The following is a 19,096-nucleotide window of genomic DNA, read 5'->3' as shown; positions in this document are numbered from 1 at the left end:
CGCTTACATTTCGTTATTCAATAAACCAACAAGGCCGTTGACCTTATCGCTCCAAGAGTTGAGGTCTTGCTGCAATTGTTGGTTTTTTTGTGTCAATTCTTCTTGCTGTTGCACTAATGCTTGGTTCTTTTGCTTCTCTTCATCAAGCTCCATTTTTAATAGCTCGATATTTTCAAGAGTTGCCTGGATTTTGGTTTCCAGTTGGGACAATAATTCAAGGCTCATGGGGAGTCCTATACGTTTCTGGATGGAACCCCGATTCTAGCAGTGACAAGGCCTATAGGAATAGCCTTTAAAACTAAGTGGCTAAAATATGTTCAATAAATCAGTCGATATTGTACTTTATCTAAGATCGCGCTATTTTCATCGACTCACTTAGACATTAAAAGCGCATTTTATGACAATTACCAGATTGGATGTGGGTACGCGGATGAGCAGTATTGTTATTCATAACAATACTGTTTATTTGTGTGGCCAAGTCGCTAAAGATAAATATAGCGACATTACCACGCAAACTATCACCATGCTCGAAGAGGTCGATGGGTTATTATTGCAAGCGGGAAGTCGTCGTGAAAATATTTTATCTGCCACCCTTTACCTCAAAGACATGGCTGATTACGATGCGATGAACTTGGTGTGGGACAAATGGGTGCCAACAGGTCATGCGCCAGCGAGAGCTTGTGTACAAGCCGCTATTGCAGAACCAGAATATTTAGTCGAAGTGTCTATTGTTGCCGCTATCGTAAAATAAACCGATAAGTTAATGTCAAGAACCTTAACTCGGGATACTTTGATATTAAGCATTTTGTTTCCATCGCTTATCCCTAGTTCAGGTTAAATAGATAGAATAGACTGATGCACTGACAGTTTGTCTGTTGCAATATGAATAAATATATTGATGCTTGTTACGTTCAATTGACGTATTTTGATTTAGGATCTAGGGCTGTGACTTGACATTAATCTCTAGCCTCCATAGTCTGCAAGCTCAGTTTTTAAGGTGGTATGCAATGGACATAAAATATAATTTAAAATCAGCGTCAGAGCGCCGCACAGAACCGTTTAAGCCAGAAGGTGATGTCGGTTTTGGCAAGCTTCGAACTGACCACATGTTTCTAATGGATTATCGTGATGGTCAATGGTGCGATCCGCGCATTGTCCCTTATGGGCCGTTTGAGATGGCACCTGGTGCAATGTCGTTGCATTATGGGCAATCTATTTTTGAAGGCGCGAAAGCCTTTATGCACGAAGACGGTGAGATTTATACTTTCCGTTTAAATAAAAATGCTGAGCGCATGAACCGTTCTGCCGATATTGTGTGTATTCCCAATATAGATGAAGCGATGCAGGTTAAGGCGATTAATGCACTTATTGACGCTGACCGTTTGTGGTTCCCGCAGCAAGAAGGCGCATGCTTATATATTCGCCCGTTTATTTTTGCAACCGAAGACCGTTTATCTGTGAGCCCAAGCCAGCAGTATACTTTTTGTGTCATGCTGAGCCCGTCTGGTGCTTACTATGCGTCGGGTGTTAATAATGGCATTCGTTTATTAATAAGCACTAAGTATCACCGTGCAGTGTCTGGTGGAACAGGGGCTTCGAAAGCATCTGGTAACTATGCTGCTTCTCTTCGTGCTGGTAAAGCCGCGGCAGAACATGGTGCATCGCAAGTATTGTATTTAGATTCAACCAACACCCAAATTGAAGAAGCGGGTGCAATGAACCACTTCCATATTTTAAAAGATGGCACTGTGATTATTCCTACCTTCACAGACACCATTTTAAAATCAATTACCTCGCAGTCCATTATGGAACTTGGAGATATGTTGGGTTGTGAAATCAGGCAAGAAACGGTGATGTTAGATAAGTTTATTGCTGATATTGAAGCGGGTGAAATTATTGAAGCGGGTGGTTTTGGTACTGCTGCTGTTGTATCACCTGTTAGCTCATATATCTTCGAAGATGGTCGCATCGTGACTGTTGGCGACGGTAAGGTTGGCCCAAATATTAAGCGTATTTATAAGCTGTTTACTGAGTTACAAAAAGGCCATTTAGCTGCACCACAAGGCTGGGTTAAACGTGTAGAGCGTGTTGCCCCTTAGTTTAAGCAAAGCTGCAGACAAAATAAAAGCTCCCTAGGGAGCTTTTATTTTGTCTGCTTAAAGCTGTTTATCTTTGGTCAGCAGCGCTAAACAATCGCTTGCAGTAAGTGGTTTACTGAGGAGGAACCCTTGTACTTGGTCACAACCGCCATTGCGTAAAAACTCAAGCTGTTCTTGGGTTTCTACACCCTCAGCCACCACTTTCAGTTCAAGACTGTGGGCTAAGGTAATAATCGCGCTGGTGATCGCGGCATCATCTGGGTCTTCAGTGATATCACGGACAAACTCACGATCGATTTTTAAAGTATCAATCGGAAAGCGTTTCAAATAACTCAAGCTTGAATAACCAGTACCAAAGTCATCAATGGCAATGGTTAAGCCTAATGCTTTGAGTTTCGATAATACCGCCACAGAATCTTGTGGATTACCCATAATCATCGACTCAGTCAGTTCAAGCTCTAATGCTTCGGCTGCTAATCCTGAGACGGCAAGGGCTACTTCAATGATTGAAATAATGTCGGCTTTTAGCTGTCTTGCTGATAAGTTGACGGCCACCGAGATATGCTCAAAACCTTGTTGATGCCACAATGCCAGTTGGCCACAGGCTTGGTTTATGGCCCAGTTGCCGATGGGGTTAATTAAACCTGTCTCTTCAGCTAATGGAATAAATTCTACAGGTGAAATAGAGCCAAGCTCAGGGCTTTCCCAGCGTAATAATGCTTCTAATCCAATAATTCGTTCGGTTTTAACGTCATATTTAGGTTGATAGACTAAGTAAAACTCGTTTTCTTGTAGGGCTTTTTTCAAGCCCGCTTCTAATTGAACATGACGTGTCGCGTATTGATTGAGCTCTTTGGTATAGAACTGGAAATTATTGCGGCCTAATGACTTGGCATGGTACATGGCGGTATCGGCATACTTAATTAATGATGTCGTGTCCTCTGCATCTTCAGGATACAAACTAATTCCAATTGAGGGTGAAATAGTTAGGACTTTATCATCCAATAAAAAGGGGGTTTGGAATGCGTGTAATACTTTTTCGGCAATAATGGTCGCCGCTTTGGTTTTAGCAACACCCTCTAAAATAATGGTAAATTCATCGCCACCTAAACGGGCGACGGTATCGCCGTCACGCACTGCATTTTGTAAGCGGTGTGCAACCGCTTTAAGCAGTAAGTCGCCCACATGATGACCCATTGAATCATTAATGTGTTTAAAGCGGTCAAGGTCTAAAAATAGTAATGCGACCATGCTTTCGGCGCGATGCGCTTTAGTGACTGCTTGGTTTAATCTGTCTTGAAATAACGTGCGGTTAGGTAAGCCTGTTAATGGATCAAAGTTCGCCAGTACGCGAAGATCTTCTTCTGCTTTTTTGCGCGCAGTAATGTCGGTAAATACCGCAACAAAGTGGCTTGTTTCACCTTTATTATCGATAACTTGATTGATCTCTAACCAGGCAAGAATGCCACGACGGTCGCGGGTTCTTATGTTAATTTCGCCAGCCCAGTGCTTGTGTCTTAATAGTTGGGTTTCTACTGAGTTATAAAACTCACGCGATTGTTTACCCATGGTTAAAAACAAAAAGTGTTTACCGACAACATCGCGATGTTTAAAGCCGGTTATACGACTAAAGGCCGGGTTTACCGAACGGACTTGATAGTCTAACTCGCCAACGACAACGGCTTCGTTCATGCTAAATAATACTTGCGATGACAGTTTGAGTTCGTTTTCGGTCAGCTTACGGCTGGTAATGTCTTTGTGGGTACCGGCCATTCTGAGGGGCACATTATTAATATCACGTTCTACAATTTGGCCTCTGTCTAATAGCCAAGCCCATGTTCCTGGTTGCGTTTCTACGCGATATTCAGCTTCAAAGAATTCACTTTCGCCATTAAGGTGTTCGTTTAATAGTTTTTGTACACGGGGACGATCTTCTGGGTGAATGCTTTTAATCAGTAACTGATCTTTTAACGAAAAATTCATCGGTTCGACCATATTGGTCCGATACACTTTATCGTCTTTAATATTCCAGTCCCACATGCCGTCGCCTGAGGCCCAAAGTGCTAATTTAAGTCGCTCTTCAGAGGCCCGAATACTGCTATCAAATTCACGCTGTTTAGTGTGCTTTTTACGTCTTGCAGCAACAATCCAAATAATGAGTAGTAAGCCAATGGTCACGTAAGCTGCGTAAGCCATATGAGTCATATAAATTGGCGGGACCACTGATACACGGACATTGAGGGTGTATTGACTGTATTGGTTTGTTCCCAGTGCGTGACGAACGATCAGCGTATATTCGCCCGGTGAGAGGTTGGTATAAGAAATTTGATTGCCTTGAGACAATGTTCGCCAATCAGTGTCAAAGCCGTCGAGTTTATAACTAAAACGGCTAAGTCCTGGATAACTAAAGTTAAGCGAACCAATTTCAAAGCTGATGAGTTGCTTTTCAAATGGCATTACAATATCTGGCGCATGGCTTAAATCGCGGACTGGATATTGAGTTTCACCAATGGTGTATTTGGTGAGTGCTAGCTTGTTTTCAGCTCTGTAATTTGGAATTGTGCTGGGGTTAAACTGGTTGAGACCATGAATACCACCAAACCATAATGTGCCGTTAGTATCTTTAAATTTGGAGGCACCATTAAACTCATTGGCCTGTAAGCCTTCAAATTTATTATACGAAATAAAGCTATTGTTACTTGGGGTAAAGCGCGAAATACCGGAGTTAGTGCTTAACCATATGTCATGTTTTTCGTCTTCTAACATGGCATAAACAGTATTACTGCTGTGATCGGCATTGACGTCCATGCGCTCAAATTTAAAGCTACCGTATTCGATGGTCAGCTTGTCGATACCACCATGTGTAGCGATCCAAAAATCCCCGTTGTCGGTTAATAAAAAATCTCTGACACGATTATCACTGAGGCTATAAATATTCTCTGGATCATGCCTTAAAAATTCTAGTTTTTGCTCTTCAGGTGATAACCGGACAACGCCCCCCATGGTACCTAACCATAAGTCGCCTTGGCTAAAATGCAGTTTAATGATTTGATATTTAAACGGTGAAAAGTCGGCCTGAAAGCCAAAATTATAGGCCATCATCCGATGGGTATGTTCAGAGATAAAATATAAGCCTAGCGAGCTTGCTATCCATAAGCGGTCTTTATCGTCAAAGGCTAAGCTACGAAATTTGGTATCGGCACGAAACTGCTCATTTGCAGGCTGAACTTGTACGAGAGTGTTGTTGCTGTCCAGGGTAAATAAACCAAGGTTGGTCGCAAACCATAAAACATCCTGCTTATCTTGAGCAATGTCATGTACTATCAATGATAATTGTTCTGTAGGTATCGATAAAGCTTCTGCAAATAAATGATTAATATAATGATATTGATTATCTTGCGAGGTGAGATATTTTACTCCCGCGCCATCTGTGCCAATCCATAGACGTTGTTGTTTATCACGAAAAATACTGCGCACCATATTGGCCATGCCGGGTGAGTCGGTTTGGTAGTCGTAATAATGGGTAAAATATTGATGGCTTAGGTTGAGCTTATCGATACCGGAGTAACCGCTGCCTATCCAAAGAGTACCGCTCGAATCGAGTAATAGCGTTTGTAACGTATTGGCGCTGATGGTGTTTAGGGCTTGCGAATTGTGCTTATATATCGTGCTGTGCCACTGGCCATCTTTAAAGTCGAGTTGAAAAAGCCCCGTATTATTGCCAATAGCAAAGATTTGGTTGGCATTAACAACGATAAAGTCTGTAATTTTGCGGTTGTCACCGTAACTGTTGTCGCGCGACCATATTAAATCTTTTTGGTGGGTATCGAGATTGTAGCGCCAGATTTGATTGTCGATAGCCAACCAAACGGAATAAATAGAACTTGAATGGATTTGGTTAACGACCATTGAAGTCGGGATATCAAGGCGAATAATGGTGTTGCTGTCTACAGCAAACGTGCCATTGGCTTGAGTGCCAACCACAATGTATTTGTTATCAACGTTTGCAAGGCTGACGATATCTGGGGTGATATTATTGCCCAAGCTAACCGGAATGATTTTTTCAGTTTTTAGCGACAATAAATACAAGCCAGCACGTGTACCAATCCATAATGTGTCGCCAATAACCGCTAATTTGGTTATTTGCAGTTCGCCTAAGCCTTGTTCCTGCTTAAATTGCTGAAACTCGCCAGTGTGTAAATTAAAGCGATTGAGTCCATTATCAAATGTACTGACCCACAAATCACCGTCAGGCGATTGCAAAATATCGGTAATAAAATTGCCAGAAATGCTTTTGTTATTGTCAGCTTGTTTGAGATACAGCTCAAAATCGACGCCGTTATAGCTGTGTAAGCCGTCTTGCGTGCCAATCCACATCATGCCGGCACTGTCCATAAACAGGCGTGTTATTGAATTTTGGTTGAGTTTGCCATCAGTGTCGAAGTGTTCAAACTTAACTTCGGCGAGACCTTCGTAGGCATTATCTTGTTGCGCAGAAACAGGCACTGAAAATATCAGTGTAAGTAGCATTATCCAGTATGTTAAATGCGTGAATGCGCGAAAATTCAAATCTCACCTATATAAGTTATGTTAGCAATATGGCGTAAAAATGGCCTACTTAGCTTAACAGGAAAATACTTATTAAGCCTCGAATTTTCAGTGACTAAGCTTTTACTTAAATGGAGCATGCAATTAGATTAATGAATATGGCTAAAAGCTAATAGTCTTATGCCTCTTTGCCGTGTAAAAACGCGCGAGTCTATTGGGTTGGTTACTTTTGTTGATGACGTTGGATCTCATCATCAATCAGTTGATCCTTTTCGAGCCACAACTGATTTAACCAACGCTGGAAAGTGACTCGGGTATCTGCATTAGCAAAATAGTCATTTGAATCTACATGAGGGGCAGGCAATACTTCAACGTGCATGATCACTTTTTTAGTTCGGCCATGCATCACATTGCTTAATACTTTTTCTGGTGTGTCAGGGTAAACCAGCGTGATGTTGAGTAAATTAGTAAATTGCTCACCCATAGCTGACAAGGTAAATGCGATACCGCTGGCCTTAGGGCGCAATAAATGTCGGTAAGGAGAGTTTTGGCGTACGCGCTTTTCTTCGGTAAAGCGGCTACCTTCAGCATAATTAATAATAGAGGTGGGTGAATCTTTAAAGCGCTCGCATGCCTTACGAGTGGTTTCAAGATCCTTGCCTCTTAATTTGGGGTTTTTCTTGAGTTTAGCTGGACTGGTACGGTCCATAAACGGCATGTCGAGCGCCCAACATCCTAAGCCCATAATCGGCACATACAAGAGTTCTTTTTTGAGAAAAAACTTCAACATAGGGATGTGATTACGCAGCACATAGGTTTGAGCCGCAATATCAAACCCACTGACATGATTACTAATAATTAAATACCAGCCATTAGGGTCGAGTTTTTCAAGGCCTGAAATGTCCCACTCTATGTTTGATATCAAATATAAAATTCCGCCGTTACACGTCGCCCAGGCCCACATAAAACGGTTCATTATTTTGGTTAGCACTCTGCGTACAGCCTTAAAGGGCAGTAACAACTTAATAATACCGCCCACAGTTAACAGTGAGCTCCATAAGCAGGTGTTAATAATTAACAACGTGAGGCTGAGAATAAACAGCACAGGACCAGGTAAAAACGTCAACATGTATAGTTATGCCTTTTGCTTTGGTTCGTCAGCAAGCTTTTGCAGTTGCTGGTCTTTATTGACCCAAATTTGATTAAGTTGTTCTTGAAAATCAATTTTGAACTCACGATCTTTAAGGTAGTCGCCGCGCATACTTTGCGGAATATCGCTAATACTAACATGCACGTGGACTTCATTGAGCGCACCACAAATATACTGCCAGTAGCTGGGGACCTGGTCGGGATAATAAATAGTGACATCGACGAGTTTATTAATGTGTTCGCCCATTGCAGAGAGTGCGAATGCCATACCGCCTGCTTTAGGTTTTAACAGATGCTTAAAAGTGGATTGTTGTTTGTCATGCTTGGCCTGAGTGAAGCGAGTGCCTTCAACAAAATTCATAATACTGACTGGCTTGGTTTTAAACTTTTCACATGCTTTGCGGGTAATTTCAATATCTTTACCTTTAAGCTTTGGGTTTTTACGCAGTTGGGCTGAGCTATAACGGCGCATAAATGGAAAGTCTAATGCCCACCAAGCTAAACCAAGAATAGGGACATAAATCAATTCTTGTTTAAGGAAAAACTTTAAAAAAGGAATTTTACGGTTAAACACGCGCTGCAAAATTAGGATGTCGACCCAAGACTGATGGTTAGCGATGACCATGTACCATTCTTGTTCTGAAAACTGCTGATCGCCAGAAACGTGAATGCGCATTGGGTGAAAAATAGCTTCGACTACGGTGTTGACGCTGATCCATGCTGTTGCACAGTTATCAAGAATGTAGCTACAGCTTTTTTGAAAAATGCCAATCGGGATAAGCTTAAAAACACTAAACACTAAAATGGGAATAGTCCAAAAAATGGTATTCAGTAAATAGCATATGAATGCTATGCAGCCTTTGATTTTTGAAAACAACGACATTTGTCTCTCCTATTAAACGGAGAGCTATGTTACTCGTAGTCGCTGGATTGCTCAATAAATACAACCGTTAAAAATGGACTTTATTGCTGGTTCAACTTTGCAAGTAGGCGATCCATTGCTCGGTAACCAAGGGCTTGAGCGATGTGACTACGCTCGATGGTGATCGATTGTTGTAAGTCGGCAATGGTGCGCGACACTCGCTGAATGCGATGAAAACTGCGAACAGACAAGCCTAAACTCACTACGCTTTGCTCTAAAAACTCTAAATCTTGCTGGCTAATTTGGCTGTCTTGCTTGAGCTGTTTTGGGGTTAACTCACTATTGAGTACTCCAGCTCGAGCCAGTTGTTTTTCACGTGCTTGCTTAACACGCTTAGCTATTTCAACGCTAGTTTCACCCGGTTGATGCTTTTTTGTTAGGGTGCCAGAGGGCAGCTTAGGTACATCGACGGTTAAATCAAATCGGTCTAAAAATGGCCCAGACAGACGCGATAAATAGCGCTGAATTTGATCTGGGGTTGAACGGGAACGTTCGGTATCACCACAGGGACTAGGATTCATGGCGGCGATGAGTTGAAAACGGCTTGAAAAAGTGAGCTTTGCGGCCGCTCGTGAGATTTCCACTTGGCCAGTTTCTAATGGCTCGCGCAAACAGTCGAGGACCTTACGAGGAAACTCGGCAATTTCATCTAAAAACAATATCCCTCGATGAGCCAACGATATCTCCCCAGGTTTTGGGTGGCTGCCACCACCTATTAACGCGATTGACGAGCAAGTATGGTGTGGTGAACGAAAAGGGCGGTTAAGGAAGTTTTGCGGTTTGACGTGTAAGCCAGCAACTGAATGAATGGCCGCCACTTCGATAGCTTCATCGTATGTGAGCGGTGGTAATAATGGTATAATTCTGTTGGCGAGCATGCTTTTTCCGGTACCTGGTGGTCCAAGAAAAAGTAGGTTGTGATTTCCAGCTGCGGCAATTTCTAGTCCTTGTTTAGCTTGATATTGGCCAATGACATCACTCATGCATAATGAATTGTCTGTTGGCTGAAGTTCTTCAATCCATTCTGGCTGGGTGTCGAGTAAAGGCAGTTGTGCTTGGCCATGTAAAAACGCAGCTAAATTTTGTAAATGGGCGACAAAATAACTTTGGTGATACCCCACTAATTCAGCTTCGTGACGATTATCGATAGGCATAAAAAAATGATGCTGATCGTTGCGCGCAGCAATAATGGCTGGCAGTAAGCCGGTACAAGAACGAATTTGCCCTGACAATGCAAGTTCACCCACAAATTCACATTGTTGTAGTGCTTTGGCTGGGACTTGGTTTGACGCGGCTAAAATACCAATAGCGATAGGTAAGTCATAGCGGCCGCCTTGCTTGGGTAAGTCTGCTGGTGCGAGATTAACGGTAATGCGCCGCTGAGGAAATTCGAATCCGGCATTGATCAAGGCACTTCTTACCCGCTCTTTGGCTTCTTTGACTGAAGCTTCAGGTAAGCCAACTAGGTTAAATGCAGGTAAACCATTACTTAAATGAACTTCTACGGTGACTTTAGGTGCTTCAACACCACAACTTGCTCGGGTAAATACACAGGCTATCGCCATGAACAAATCCTTTTGTTTGAATAATATACAAATGAAGGGGTGAGTACAGTCTAGCAGCGCTGGCTGTTTTTGCTGATTTTATGGTGAGTTAGTCGGTATAATGAGACAAAATATAATCAATTATGTTAACTAAACCTTGGTTATCTTGTTGGCTTTTGAGTAGAATACGCGCGCTATTAAACGGGAACTTAACACGACCGTGATACGATGATAAAAAGCCAACAGAATCGCTCATTTTTCCCATAAACAGCTATTTTACCTTAGCGAGAATAGCGAATGATGGTGACCTTAACCTTGATAGAAATCCTCGATGTTGTCCTCTTGGTATTAACGTCATGACATCATCTCAATATTGGCCCAAACCGAATTTTTGTCCCTTTGTTATTCAACAAAGTTAACTGCTTTATTAGCGAAAATCGCTACCCCATTATGACTTAGTGCTCAGCGGCCTAAGCTAAAGAGAATGTATGACTATTACTGATAGTTTCTTGATTATATTGTGCCTAATCGGCATAAGTTGTTTTTTTTCGATGTCCGAAATAGCCTTGGCTGCATCACGTAAAATACGCTTGCAAACCATGGCGGATGAAGGCGATGTACGGGCCAAAAAGGTGCTTAAGTTACAAGCTCATCCTGGGAGCTTTTTTACCGTGGTGCAAATTGGCTTAAACGCCGTTGCCATTATGGGTGGTATTGTCGGTGAGTCGGCATTTCGTCCGTACTTCGAGCAATTGTTAATCCCCATATTAGGTGACGAGTGGGGCTTACAATTGAGCTTTGCCTGTTCTTTTATCACCGTCACATCACTATTTATTTTATTTGCTGACCTAATGCCAAAGCGTATTGCGATGGTGATCCCAGAGCAAGTGGCAGTAACGTTTGTGATGCCAATTGTATTTTGTATTACGGTACTAAAACCGTTTGTGTGGATTTTTAACGGTTTAGCAAATGCGATTTTTAAGCTGTTGCAAGTGCCTACCGCGCGTAATGACCAGATTACCCACGATGATATATACGCCATGATGAGCGCGGGCACTGAAGCTGGCATGATGGATAAAGGCGAGCAACAAATGATGGAAAACGTGTTTGAAATGCAGTCTGTGTCGGTGACCTCTGCAATGACAGCGCGCGAAAGTCTAGTGTACTTTTTATTGCAAGACACAGAAGAAGACATTAAACAAAAAATTGCTAAAAACCCGCACAATAAATTTTTAGTGTGTGATGGTCAGTTAGACATGATTAAAGGGTTTGTTGACGCAAAAGAGTTATTAATTCGAGTCATTAATGGCGAAAACATTACCCTTAAAGGCAGCACATTGGTGCACAACTGTTTAATTATTCCTGATACGTTAACCTTGTCGGAATCGATGGAATATTTTAAAAATAGCCGTGCTGATTTTGCTGTGGTCATGAACGAATACGCGTTAGTGGTCGGGATTGTGACCACCAACGATTTACAAAGTGCGGTAATGGGAGCCTGGTCTTTACATGAAAGCGAAGAGCAAATTGTGGCCCGCGATGGTAATTCTTGGCTAGTCGATGGCGTAACGCCGATTACCGATGTGATGCGTGCATTTAATATTGAAGTGTTTCCACAAAACCAAAACTACGAGACCATTGCCGGTTTTATGATGTACATGCTGCGTAAAATACCTAAGCGCACCGATTTTGTTAACTATGCCGGTTATAAGTTTGAGGTGGTCGACATTGACTCATATAAAGTCGACCAACTATTGGTGACCCGTTTAGAAATCGATGCACCACCCATGCCATAGGTTTTGTTAAAAGTGGTACGCTGATAAAAAAGTCGCATCAAATGATCTCAAGAAACGCACTAATGATGGGATCATTGGTGCGTTTTTCTTTGCAGCAACAACCTAATTCAAAGGCGGGAATATCAACCGGTGACGTTAATGTTTGTATCCGCTCGCGAACCGGGCTGTTATGGATCACGGCATCCGGGCTAATACCCACTCCACAACCTAATGCAACCATAGACACGATGGCTTCCTGGCCAGACACTTGTGCATAGATGTTGGGTTTAATCCCCATTTGTTTAAACCATTGATCAATACGTTTTCTGCCCGGACCATGGTCTGGCACGATATAGGGCAACTTTGCCCAGTCGATAGTTCCCTGAGATACCCATTGTTGTACTTGGCAATGCATGGTTGGCGCGATGACTGAGATTGGTACCTTGTCGATAGGGGTAAAATGTAAAGTATCGGGGAACACTTCAGGTAAGGCGATAATGGCGATATCCGCGCGATTTTTTTGAATTTGAGTTACCGCATTGGCAGGATCGCCAGTGGTGAGCTTAATATCGACATGGGGATGATCGCGTCTAAATCGGTCTAGCAACGCGGGTAGGTGACTGTAAGCTGCGGTCACCGAGCAATATAAGTTGAGATTGCCGCGTAAAAACTGCTGATTAGGGTCAATACGGCTTCGCAGTTGGCTCCATTCTGCTAATGTTTGTTCTGCAAAGCGCTTAAATTCTAAACCCGCATGGGTAATGGTGACGCTACGATTGTCACGTTCAAATAATTTACTGCCAACTTCATCTTCTAAGCGCTGTAATGCACGGCTCAGCGTCGATGGGCTCACATGTGATTGCTCTGCTGTTTTAGCAAAATGCAGGCTATCACACAGATGTAAGTATAAGTTAAGAGAGCGAATGTCCATAAATAGAGCTTCCGTAAACAGAGATTATTTAATCACAATAGCAACGTTGCATTTTGTGCAACATCACATGCCGAATATATCATTTTAAGCAATGAGATGGATAGGCTATAGTCAATTCAATCGCAAAGTTTGAGTATGCATCAAACGCAGTTTGCGTCCCAAATATCAAAATTTTAAAGGTGGTATCAGATGGCTAACTATTTTAACTCTCTGAATTTACGTCAACAACTAGCTCAATTAGCACAATGCCGCTTTATGGATCGCACTGAATTCAGTGACGGTTGCCAATACATTAAAGATTGGAACATCGTGATTTTAGGTTGTGGTGCACAAGGCCTTAACCAGGGGTTGAATATGCGTGACTCGGGCCTAAACATTTCTTTTGCCCTACGCCCACAAGCCATTACTGAAAAGCGTGCCTCTTGGCAAAAAGCGACCGATAACGGGTTTAAAGTCGGTACATTTGAAGAGCTTGTTCCTGCTGCTGACCTCGTGCTTAACTTAACGCCAGACAAGCAGCACACCAATGTTGTTAATGCGGTTATGCCGTTAATGAAACAAGGTTCTACGCTAGCATATTCACATGGTTTCAACATTGTTGAAGAAGGTATGCAAGTGCGTTCAGACATTACTGTCATTATGGTTGCACCAAAGTGCCCAGCGACAGAAGTGCGTGAAGAATATAAGCGTGGATTTGGTGTGCCAACACTGATTGCTGTTCACCCAGAAAACGATCCAAAAGGCGATGGTTTAGCGATTGCTAAAGCGTATGCTAGTGCGACTGGCGGCGACCGTGCCGGCGTATTGATGTCATCGTTTGTTGCTGAAGTTAAGTCTGACTTAATGGGCGAGCAAACAATCCTATGCGGTATGTTACAAACCGGTGCCATCTTAGGTTACGAGAAAATGATTGCTGACGGTGTTGAGCCTGCTTATGCCGGTAAACTTATTCAACAAGGTTGGGAAACGGTGACCGAAGCGCTTAAGCACGGCGGCATTACCAACATGATGGATCGCTTATCTAACCCAGCTAAAATCAAAGCATTTGATATGGCTGAAGAGTTAAAAGACATCCTTAAGCCGTTATTTGAAAAGCACATGGACGACATCATCAGCGGTGAGTTTTCTCGCACTATGATGGAAGACTGGGCCAATGATGACGCTAACTTGCTACGTTGGAGAGCTGAAACCAACGAAACCGCATTCGAAAACGCGCCAACAACGTCTGAACACATTGATGAGCAAACGTATTTCGACAAAGGTATTTTCTTAGTGGCGATGATCAAAGCCGGTGTGGAATTAGCCTTTGATACTATGGTTGCCGCAGGGATTGTTGAAGAGTCGGCTTATTATGAGTCGCTACACGAAACGCCATTAATTGCGAATACCATTGCACGTAAGCGTTTATACGAAATGAACGTGGTTATCTCTGATACAGCGGAATACGGTTGTTACTTATTCAACCATGCTGCAGTACCAATGCTACGTGATTACGTTAAGTCTATGTCTTCTGAATATTTAGGCGCTGGATTGGCAAGTGACTCAAATGGTGTTGATAACCAACGTCTAATTGAAGTTAATGAGCAGATCCGTCATACAGATGTTGAGTATATCGGTGCAGAATTGCGCGGTTACATGACAGACATGAAGCGTATTGTTGAAGCGGGCTAAGTACTTACGTACTTAATTGATGTTGTACCTGTTCAGTGTTTTTAGCTAAAAATATAGCTCCGTTGTCGGACAGGCATCAATCGAAACGACCCAATGCTATTGGTTGGGTCGCTGAAAAAACAAATTGTTAGAGTGAGTTCTCGGATTATTTTTAATCGAACTCATGAGTTAAGTTTTTGTTGTTGTTTGCATTGTCTCGGCAGGGAAGCTGAATTTTTTTACATAGACGATTTTTTAGTTGTGCTTGGTAAATCTTTTATGGTACTTGTTAGATATACCGTAACGTTTATTGAACATAACCGAACGAAAAAATATTAGAAACTTAGGATACAGTCTACAAAATGCTAAATCATGCAGCCATGCTCATTCTCGCGATTATTACCGTAGTGATTATTAAGTCACAGCGGGGGTGGCGTTTGGCAACTAGACTGACCTAAGAGTCAAACAGTTAACAAAAACCCCCGCTCCGAAAGGACCGGGGGTTTTTTAGTTTCTAGGCAAAGTAACCTGAGTTAGGGTTAAGTAAAAAATGACACAGTAGAGCAAGCATAATCATTGACGAAGTAGAGATGAAAATATGGAAGCAGGACAGAAAATGCGCGGCGCGGATGCAGTTATCAAAGTATTAGCAGCACATGGTGTTACCACAGTGTTTGGTTATCCTGGTGGGGCGATTATGCCCATTTATGATGCCCTCTACGGCAGCCCTGTAGAGCACTTGCTTAGCCGTCATGAACAAGGCGCCGCTTTTGCCGCTGTAGGTTATGCAAGAGCAAGCGGTAAAACTGGAGTGTGTTTCGCAACATCTGGCCCTGGAGCGACCAACTTAATTACTTCGTTAGCTGATGCCTTGCTCGATTCTGTTCCACTGGTGGCGATTACGGGTCAAGTCTCGACCAGCGTCATTGGTACTGATGCTTTTCAAGAAATCGATGTGTTAGGTATGTCTTTGTCGTGTACCAAGCACAGTTTTATGGTCACCGACATCAATGAGTTAATCCCTACGTTATACCGCGCTTTTGAAATTGCCGCAGAAGGCCGACCCGGCCCTGTTTTAGTTGATATCCCAAAAGATATCCAAATTGCTGAGCTTGAATACAAAACTCCGTTGCAAAGTGTTGCCGACGAATTGACTCCAACATTAACCGCACTAGACACTGCAGCAGCGTTACTGACCCAAGCGAGTAAGCCAATCTTATACGTGGGTGGTGGTGTGGGTATGGCAGGAGCCGTTGCTCATTTACGTGAGTTTATCGATGTGAGTGGTATTCCTTCTGTTGCGACCTTAAAAGGCCTGGGCAGTGTTGCTCATGGAACCAAAGGTTATTTAGGCATGCTGGGTATGCACGGGGGCAAAGGCGCTAATTTAGCAGTACAAGAGTGTGATTTACTCATTGTGGTTGGCGCGCGCTTTGATGACCGTGTTACCGGGCGTTTAGCCAGCTTTGCCAGTAACGCCAAAGTATTGCATCTTGATATCGATGCAGCTGAAATAGGTAAATTACGCCAGCCAGATGTGGCTATCGCCGCTGAGCTTCGTCAAGTATTACCCGCGTTAACCGAAGCGGTAAAAGGCAAAATGGCCATTAGCCAGTGGCAAGCCGAAGTTGAAGAGCTGTCGCGTAAGCATCAATGGGATTACCAACATCCTGGCGATTTAATTTATGCACCTGCGATGTTGCGCCGCTTAGCGAATAAGTTACCCGAAGACAGTGTGGTTGCATGCGATGTGGGTCAACATCAAATGTGGGTCGCACAACATATGTGGTTCCGTCGTCCTGAAGATCATTTGTCTAGCGCTGGCCTTGGCACTATGGGATTTGGTTTACCTGCAGCGATTGGCGCTCAAGTGGCTCGCCCAGATGCTACCGTGGTCACAGTATCCGGTGATGGCTCATTTATGATGAATGTCCAGGAATTGACTACCATTAAACGTCGTAAGCTGCCGGTTAAAATTTTACTGATAGATAATCAAAAATTAGGCATGGTCAAGCAATGGCAGCAGTTGTTTTTTGAAGAACGCTACAGCGAAACGGACTTATCTGATAACCCCAACTTTGTGTTAATGGCGTCGGCTTTTGATATTCCTGGCCGCACTATTAATCATGCTGATCAAGTAGAGCAAGCGTTAGATGAAATGCTTAACAGCAGTGGACCTTACATGTTGCACGTCTCGATTGATGATGCCTTTAACGTTTGGCCATTAGTTCCACCCGGAGCCAGTAACAGTGACATGATGGATCAAATGGAGAAGCAAACATGATGCATAATCTTGAAATAACCGTTCAACAACGTCCAGAAGTGCTAGAACGTGTGTTGCGTGTCACTCGCCATCGTGGATTTAAAGTGACCAAAATGCATGTCAGCATCAATGAAGATGCGAGTATGGCTATTGATTTATGGGTTGAAGCCGAACGTGCCATTGAACTGCTAAGCAATCAACTAGATAAGCTCATTGATGTAACACATTGCAAAGTGATGCCAGCGGTGTCTCTTGGGCAAGCAGCTAACAGTTAAGCTTTCGCGATATATTATTTTTGAGCGTTATTTGTGACTAAATAAGTAACGCGCACCACATTACACAAGGATATTTGCAATGCCAAAATTACGTTCAGCAACCAGTACCGAAGGCCGCAACATGGCAGGCGCCCGTGCACTATGGCGAGCCACTGGCGTAAAAGAAACCGATTTTGGTAAGCCAATTATTGCGATTGCCAACTCATTTACCCAATTCGTTCCAGGACATGTGCATTTAAAAGACATGGGCGCGCTAGTGGCTAGCGCCATTGAAGAAGTCGGTGGCATCGCCAAAGAATTTAACACCATTGCTGTCGATGACGGTATCGCGATGGGGCACGGCGGCATGCTTTACAGTTTGCCTTCTCGTGAGCTTATTGCCGACAGCGTTGAGTATATGGTGAATGCGCATTGTGCCGATGCGTTAGTGTGTATTTCAAACTGCGACAAAATTACTCCAGGCATGTTAATGGCGGCGCTACGGTTAAATATTCCCGTAGTGTTTGTGTCTGGCGGACCAATGGAAGCGGGTAAAACCAAGCTGTCGAACCAAATCATTAAGCTTGATTTGGTCGATGCCATGGTAGCGGGTGCAGACACCAATGTGAGTGATGAAGACAGTAAGCAGATTGAGCGAAGTGCTTGCCCTACTTGTGGTTCGTGCTCTGGCATGTTCACCGCTAACTCGATGAACTGTTTAACAGAAGCGCTAGGATTATCATTACCCGGTAATGGTTCAATGTTAGCAACACACGCGGATCGCCGTGAACTGTTTTTAGAAGCAGGTCGCCGGGTTATGAAGTTAGCTGAACGTTATTACAAGCACGACGATGAAACAGCATTGCCGCGTAATATTGCTTCATTTAAATCATTCGAAAACGCTATGGTATTAGATGTTGCCATGGGCGGTTCATCTAATACAGTGTTGCATTTAGTGGCTGCCGCGCAAGAGGCAGAAATTGATTTTACGATGGCAGATATTGATCGCATATCGCGCCTAGTGCCTCATTTATGTAAGGTTGCACCATCAACGCCTAAATACCATATGGAAGATGTCCACCGTGCTGGTGGCGTAATGGGCATATTAGGTGAGTTAGATCGTGCAGGGCTAATCCATAACGACGTACCGCATGTCGCAGCAGACAATGGTGGCGATTTAAAATCAGTGTTAGCAAAGTACGATATCAAACAAACCAACGACCCTGCCGTCATTCGTTTCTTTAGCGCAGGCCCTGCCGGTATTCCCACCCAAAAAGCCTTTAGCCAAGATTGCCGTTGGGACAGCGTGGATGACGACCGTGAAAATGGCTGTATTCGCTCACGTGAGTTTGCCTTTAGTCAAGAAGGCGGCTTAGCCGTATTGTCTGGTAACGTTGCGGTTGACGGCTGTATCGTGAAAACGGCAGGTGTTGATGAGTCTAATTTAACCTTTGTGGGCAGCGCCCGAGTGTATGAAAGCCAAGATGATGCTGTTGCGGGGATTTTAGGTGGTGAAGTGGTCGCTGGTGACGTAGTGGTTATTCGTTATGAAGGCCCTAAAGGCGGCCCAGGCATGCAAGAAATGCTTTACCCCACCACTTACCTTAAATCGCGTGGTTTAGGCACTCAATGCGCATTGATCACCGACGGTCGTTTCTCTGGTGGTACATCAGGTTTGTCTATTGGGCATGTTTCACCTGAGGCGGCATCAGGTGGCACAATTGCACTTATTGAAAACGGCGATCAAATTGCGATCGACATCCCTAAGCGCGCAATTCAATTGAATGTCAGCGACGAGGAATTAGCGCGTCGTCGCCAAGCTATGGATGCAAAAGGCCCGCTGGGTTGGAAACCGGTATCACGTGAACGTTATGTGTCATTAGCCTTAAAAGCCTATGCGTTATTAGCGACCAGTGCAGACAAAGGTGCCGTTCGCGATCGTACCAAACTGGAGGGGTAGT

14 protein-coding genes are annotated in these 19,096 nt (G+C 43.5%); 7 read left to right on the top strand and 7 right to left on the bottom strand.

Going from position 1 to position 19,096, the window contains the following annotated elements:
* Positions 1-3: 3 nt before the first annotated feature.
* Positions 4-225, bottom strand: coding sequence for a cell division protein ZapB (locus ACROAE_RS07535; protein ID WP_432400383.1), 222 nt, complete (start codon positions 223-225; stop codon positions 4-6).
* A gap of 172 nt (positions 226-397) precedes the next feature.
* Here ACROAE_RS07535 and ACROAE_RS07530 point away from each other — a divergent pair, with 172 nt between their 5' ends.
* Together ACROAE_RS07530 and ACROAE_RS07525 are read left to right on the top strand one after the other, a co-directional pair.
* On the top strand, positions 398-751 hold the full coding sequence (locus ACROAE_RS07530; protein WP_432400382.1) for a RidA family protein: 354 nt from the start codon (positions 398-400) through the stop codon (positions 749-751).
* Between the two features lie 256 nt (positions 752-1,007).
* Positions 1,008-2,099, top strand: coding sequence for a branched-chain amino acid aminotransferase (locus ACROAE_RS07525; protein ID WP_432400381.1), 1,092 nt, complete (start codon positions 1,008-1,010; stop codon positions 2,097-2,099).
* A 57-nt stretch (positions 2,100-2,156) separates the two neighbouring features.
* On the opposite strand, the gene ACROAE_RS07520 is transcribed toward ACROAE_RS07525, so the two are convergent.
* From ACROAE_RS07520 to ACROAE_RS07500, 5 genes are all read right to left on the bottom strand, one after another.
* Complete coding sequence (locus ACROAE_RS07520) at positions 2,157-6,629, bottom strand: EAL domain-containing protein (protein WP_432400380.1); 4,473 nt, start codon at positions 6,627-6,629, stop codon at positions 2,157-2,159.
* Between the two features lie 241 nt (positions 6,630-6,870).
* Positions 6,871-7,776, bottom strand: a complete 906-nt coding sequence (locus ACROAE_RS07515) for an acyltransferase (RefSeq protein WP_432400379.1) — start codon at positions 7,774-7,776, stop codon at positions 6,871-6,873.
* A gap of 6 nt (positions 7,777-7,782) precedes the next feature.
* Complete coding sequence (locus ACROAE_RS07510) at positions 7,783-8,679, bottom strand: acyltransferase (protein ID WP_432400378.1); 897 nt, start codon at positions 8,677-8,679, stop codon at positions 7,783-7,785.
* 80 nt (positions 8,680-8,759) lie between these two features.
* Entirely contained in the window at positions 8,760-10,283 is a 1,524-nt protein-coding gene (locus ACROAE_RS07505) for a YifB family Mg chelatase-like AAA ATPase (RefSeq protein WP_432400377.1), read from the bottom strand.
* An 88-nt stretch (positions 10,284-10,371) separates the two neighbouring features.
* A complete protein-coding gene (locus ACROAE_RS07500; protein ID WP_432400376.1) occupies positions 10,372-10,518 on the bottom strand; it encodes a hypothetical protein in 147 nt (48 codons plus the stop codon).
* Between the two features lie 232 nt (positions 10,519-10,750).
* Between ACROAE_RS07500 and ACROAE_RS07495 the strand changes: the two genes are divergently transcribed.
* Positions 10,751-12,058, top strand: a complete 1,308-nt coding sequence (locus ACROAE_RS07495; RefSeq protein WP_432400375.1) for a hemolysin family protein — start codon at positions 10,751-10,753, stop codon at positions 12,056-12,058.
* Between the two features lie 37 nt (positions 12,059-12,095).
* On the opposite strand, the gene ilvY is transcribed toward ACROAE_RS07495, so the two are convergent.
* Positions 12,096-12,968, bottom strand: coding sequence for an HTH-type transcriptional activator IlvY (gene ilvY / locus ACROAE_RS07490; protein WP_432400374.1), 873 nt, complete (start codon positions 12,966-12,968; stop codon positions 12,096-12,098).
* Between the two features lie 189 nt (positions 12,969-13,157).
* Here ilvY and ilvC point away from each other — a divergent pair, with 189 nt between their 5' ends.
* From ilvC to ilvD, 4 genes are all read left to right on the top strand, one after another.
* Positions 13,158-14,639 carry a ketol-acid reductoisomerase gene (gene ilvC / locus ACROAE_RS07485; protein ID WP_432400373.1) on the top strand — a complete coding sequence of 494 codons (1,482 nt, stop codon included), beginning with the start codon at positions 13,158-13,160 and terminating at the stop codon, positions 14,637-14,639.
* Between the two features lie 577 nt (positions 14,640-15,216).
* Positions 15,217-16,902: an acetolactate synthase 2 catalytic subunit gene (gene ilvG, locus ACROAE_RS07480; protein ID WP_432400372.1), complete on the top strand. Its 1,686-nt coding sequence runs from the start codon at positions 15,217-15,219 to the stop codon at positions 16,900-16,902.
* Positions 16,899-17,156, top strand: a complete 258-nt coding sequence (gene ilvM, locus ACROAE_RS07475; RefSeq protein ID WP_432400371.1) for an acetolactate synthase 2 small subunit — start codon at positions 16,899-16,901, stop codon at positions 17,154-17,156. Before ilvG ends, ilvM begins: the two co-directional genes overlap by 4 nt.
* Positions 17,157-17,235: 79 nt before the next feature.
* Positions 17,236-19,095, top strand: a complete 1,860-nt coding sequence (gene ilvD, locus ACROAE_RS07470; protein WP_432400370.1) for a dihydroxy-acid dehydratase — start codon at positions 17,236-17,238, stop codon at positions 19,093-19,095.
* The last annotated feature ends 1 nt before the right edge of the window (position 19,096 follow it).

It is taken from the genome of Shewanella sp. MF05960, from assembly GCF_050849305.1.
Lineage (GTDB): Bacteria > Pseudomonadota > Gammaproteobacteria > Enterobacterales > Shewanellaceae > Shewanella.
This window is presented reverse-complemented; position numbering and strand designations above follow the sequence as displayed.

Excerpts from the sequence above, each read along its gene's own strand:
- ACROAE_RS07535 (WP_432400383.1), bottom strand. The coding sequence starts at position 225 with ATGAGCCTTGAATTATTGTCCCAACTGGAAACCAAAATCCAGGCAACT.
- ACROAE_RS07530 (WP_432400382.1), top strand. The coding sequence starts at position 398 with ATGACAATTACCAGATTGGATGTGGGTACGCGGATGAGCAGTATTGTT.
- ACROAE_RS07525 (WP_432400381.1), top strand. The coding sequence starts at position 1,008 with ATGGACATAAAATATAATTTAAAATCAGCGTCAGAGCGCCGCACAGAA.
- ACROAE_RS07520 (WP_432400380.1), bottom strand. The coding sequence starts at position 6,629 with ATGCTACTTACACTGATATTTTCAGTGCCTGTTTCTGCGCAACAAGAT.
- ACROAE_RS07515 (WP_432400379.1), bottom strand. The coding sequence starts at position 7,776 with ATGTTGACGTTTTTACCTGGTCCTGTGCTGTTTATTCTCAGCCTCACG.
- ACROAE_RS07510 (WP_432400378.1), bottom strand. The coding sequence starts at position 8,679 with ATGTCGTTGTTTTCAAAAATCAAAGGCTGCATAGCATTCATATGCTAT.
- ACROAE_RS07505 (WP_432400377.1), bottom strand. The coding sequence starts at position 10,283 with ATGGCGATAGCCTGTGTATTTACCCGAGCAAGTTGTGGTGTTGAAGCA.
- ACROAE_RS07500 (WP_432400376.1), bottom strand. The coding sequence starts at position 10,518 with ATGAGCGATTCTGTTGGCTTTTTATCATCGTATCACGGTCGTGTTAAG.
- ACROAE_RS07495 (WP_432400375.1), top strand. The coding sequence starts at position 10,751 with ATGACTATTACTGATAGTTTCTTGATTATATTGTGCCTAATCGGCATA.
- ilvY (WP_432400374.1), bottom strand. The coding sequence starts at position 12,968 with ATGGACATTCGCTCTCTTAACTTATACTTACATCTGTGTGATAGCCTG.
- ilvC (WP_432400373.1), top strand. The coding sequence starts at position 13,158 with ATGGCTAACTATTTTAACTCTCTGAATTTACGTCAACAACTAGCTCAA.
- ilvG (WP_432400372.1), top strand. The coding sequence starts at position 15,217 with ATGGAAGCAGGACAGAAAATGCGCGGCGCGGATGCAGTTATCAAAGTA.
- ilvM (WP_432400371.1), top strand. The coding sequence starts at position 16,899 with ATGATGCATAATCTTGAAATAACCGTTCAACAACGTCCAGAAGTGCTA.
- ilvD (WP_432400370.1), top strand. The coding sequence starts at position 17,236 with ATGCCAAAATTACGTTCAGCAACCAGTACCGAAGGCCGCAACATGGCA.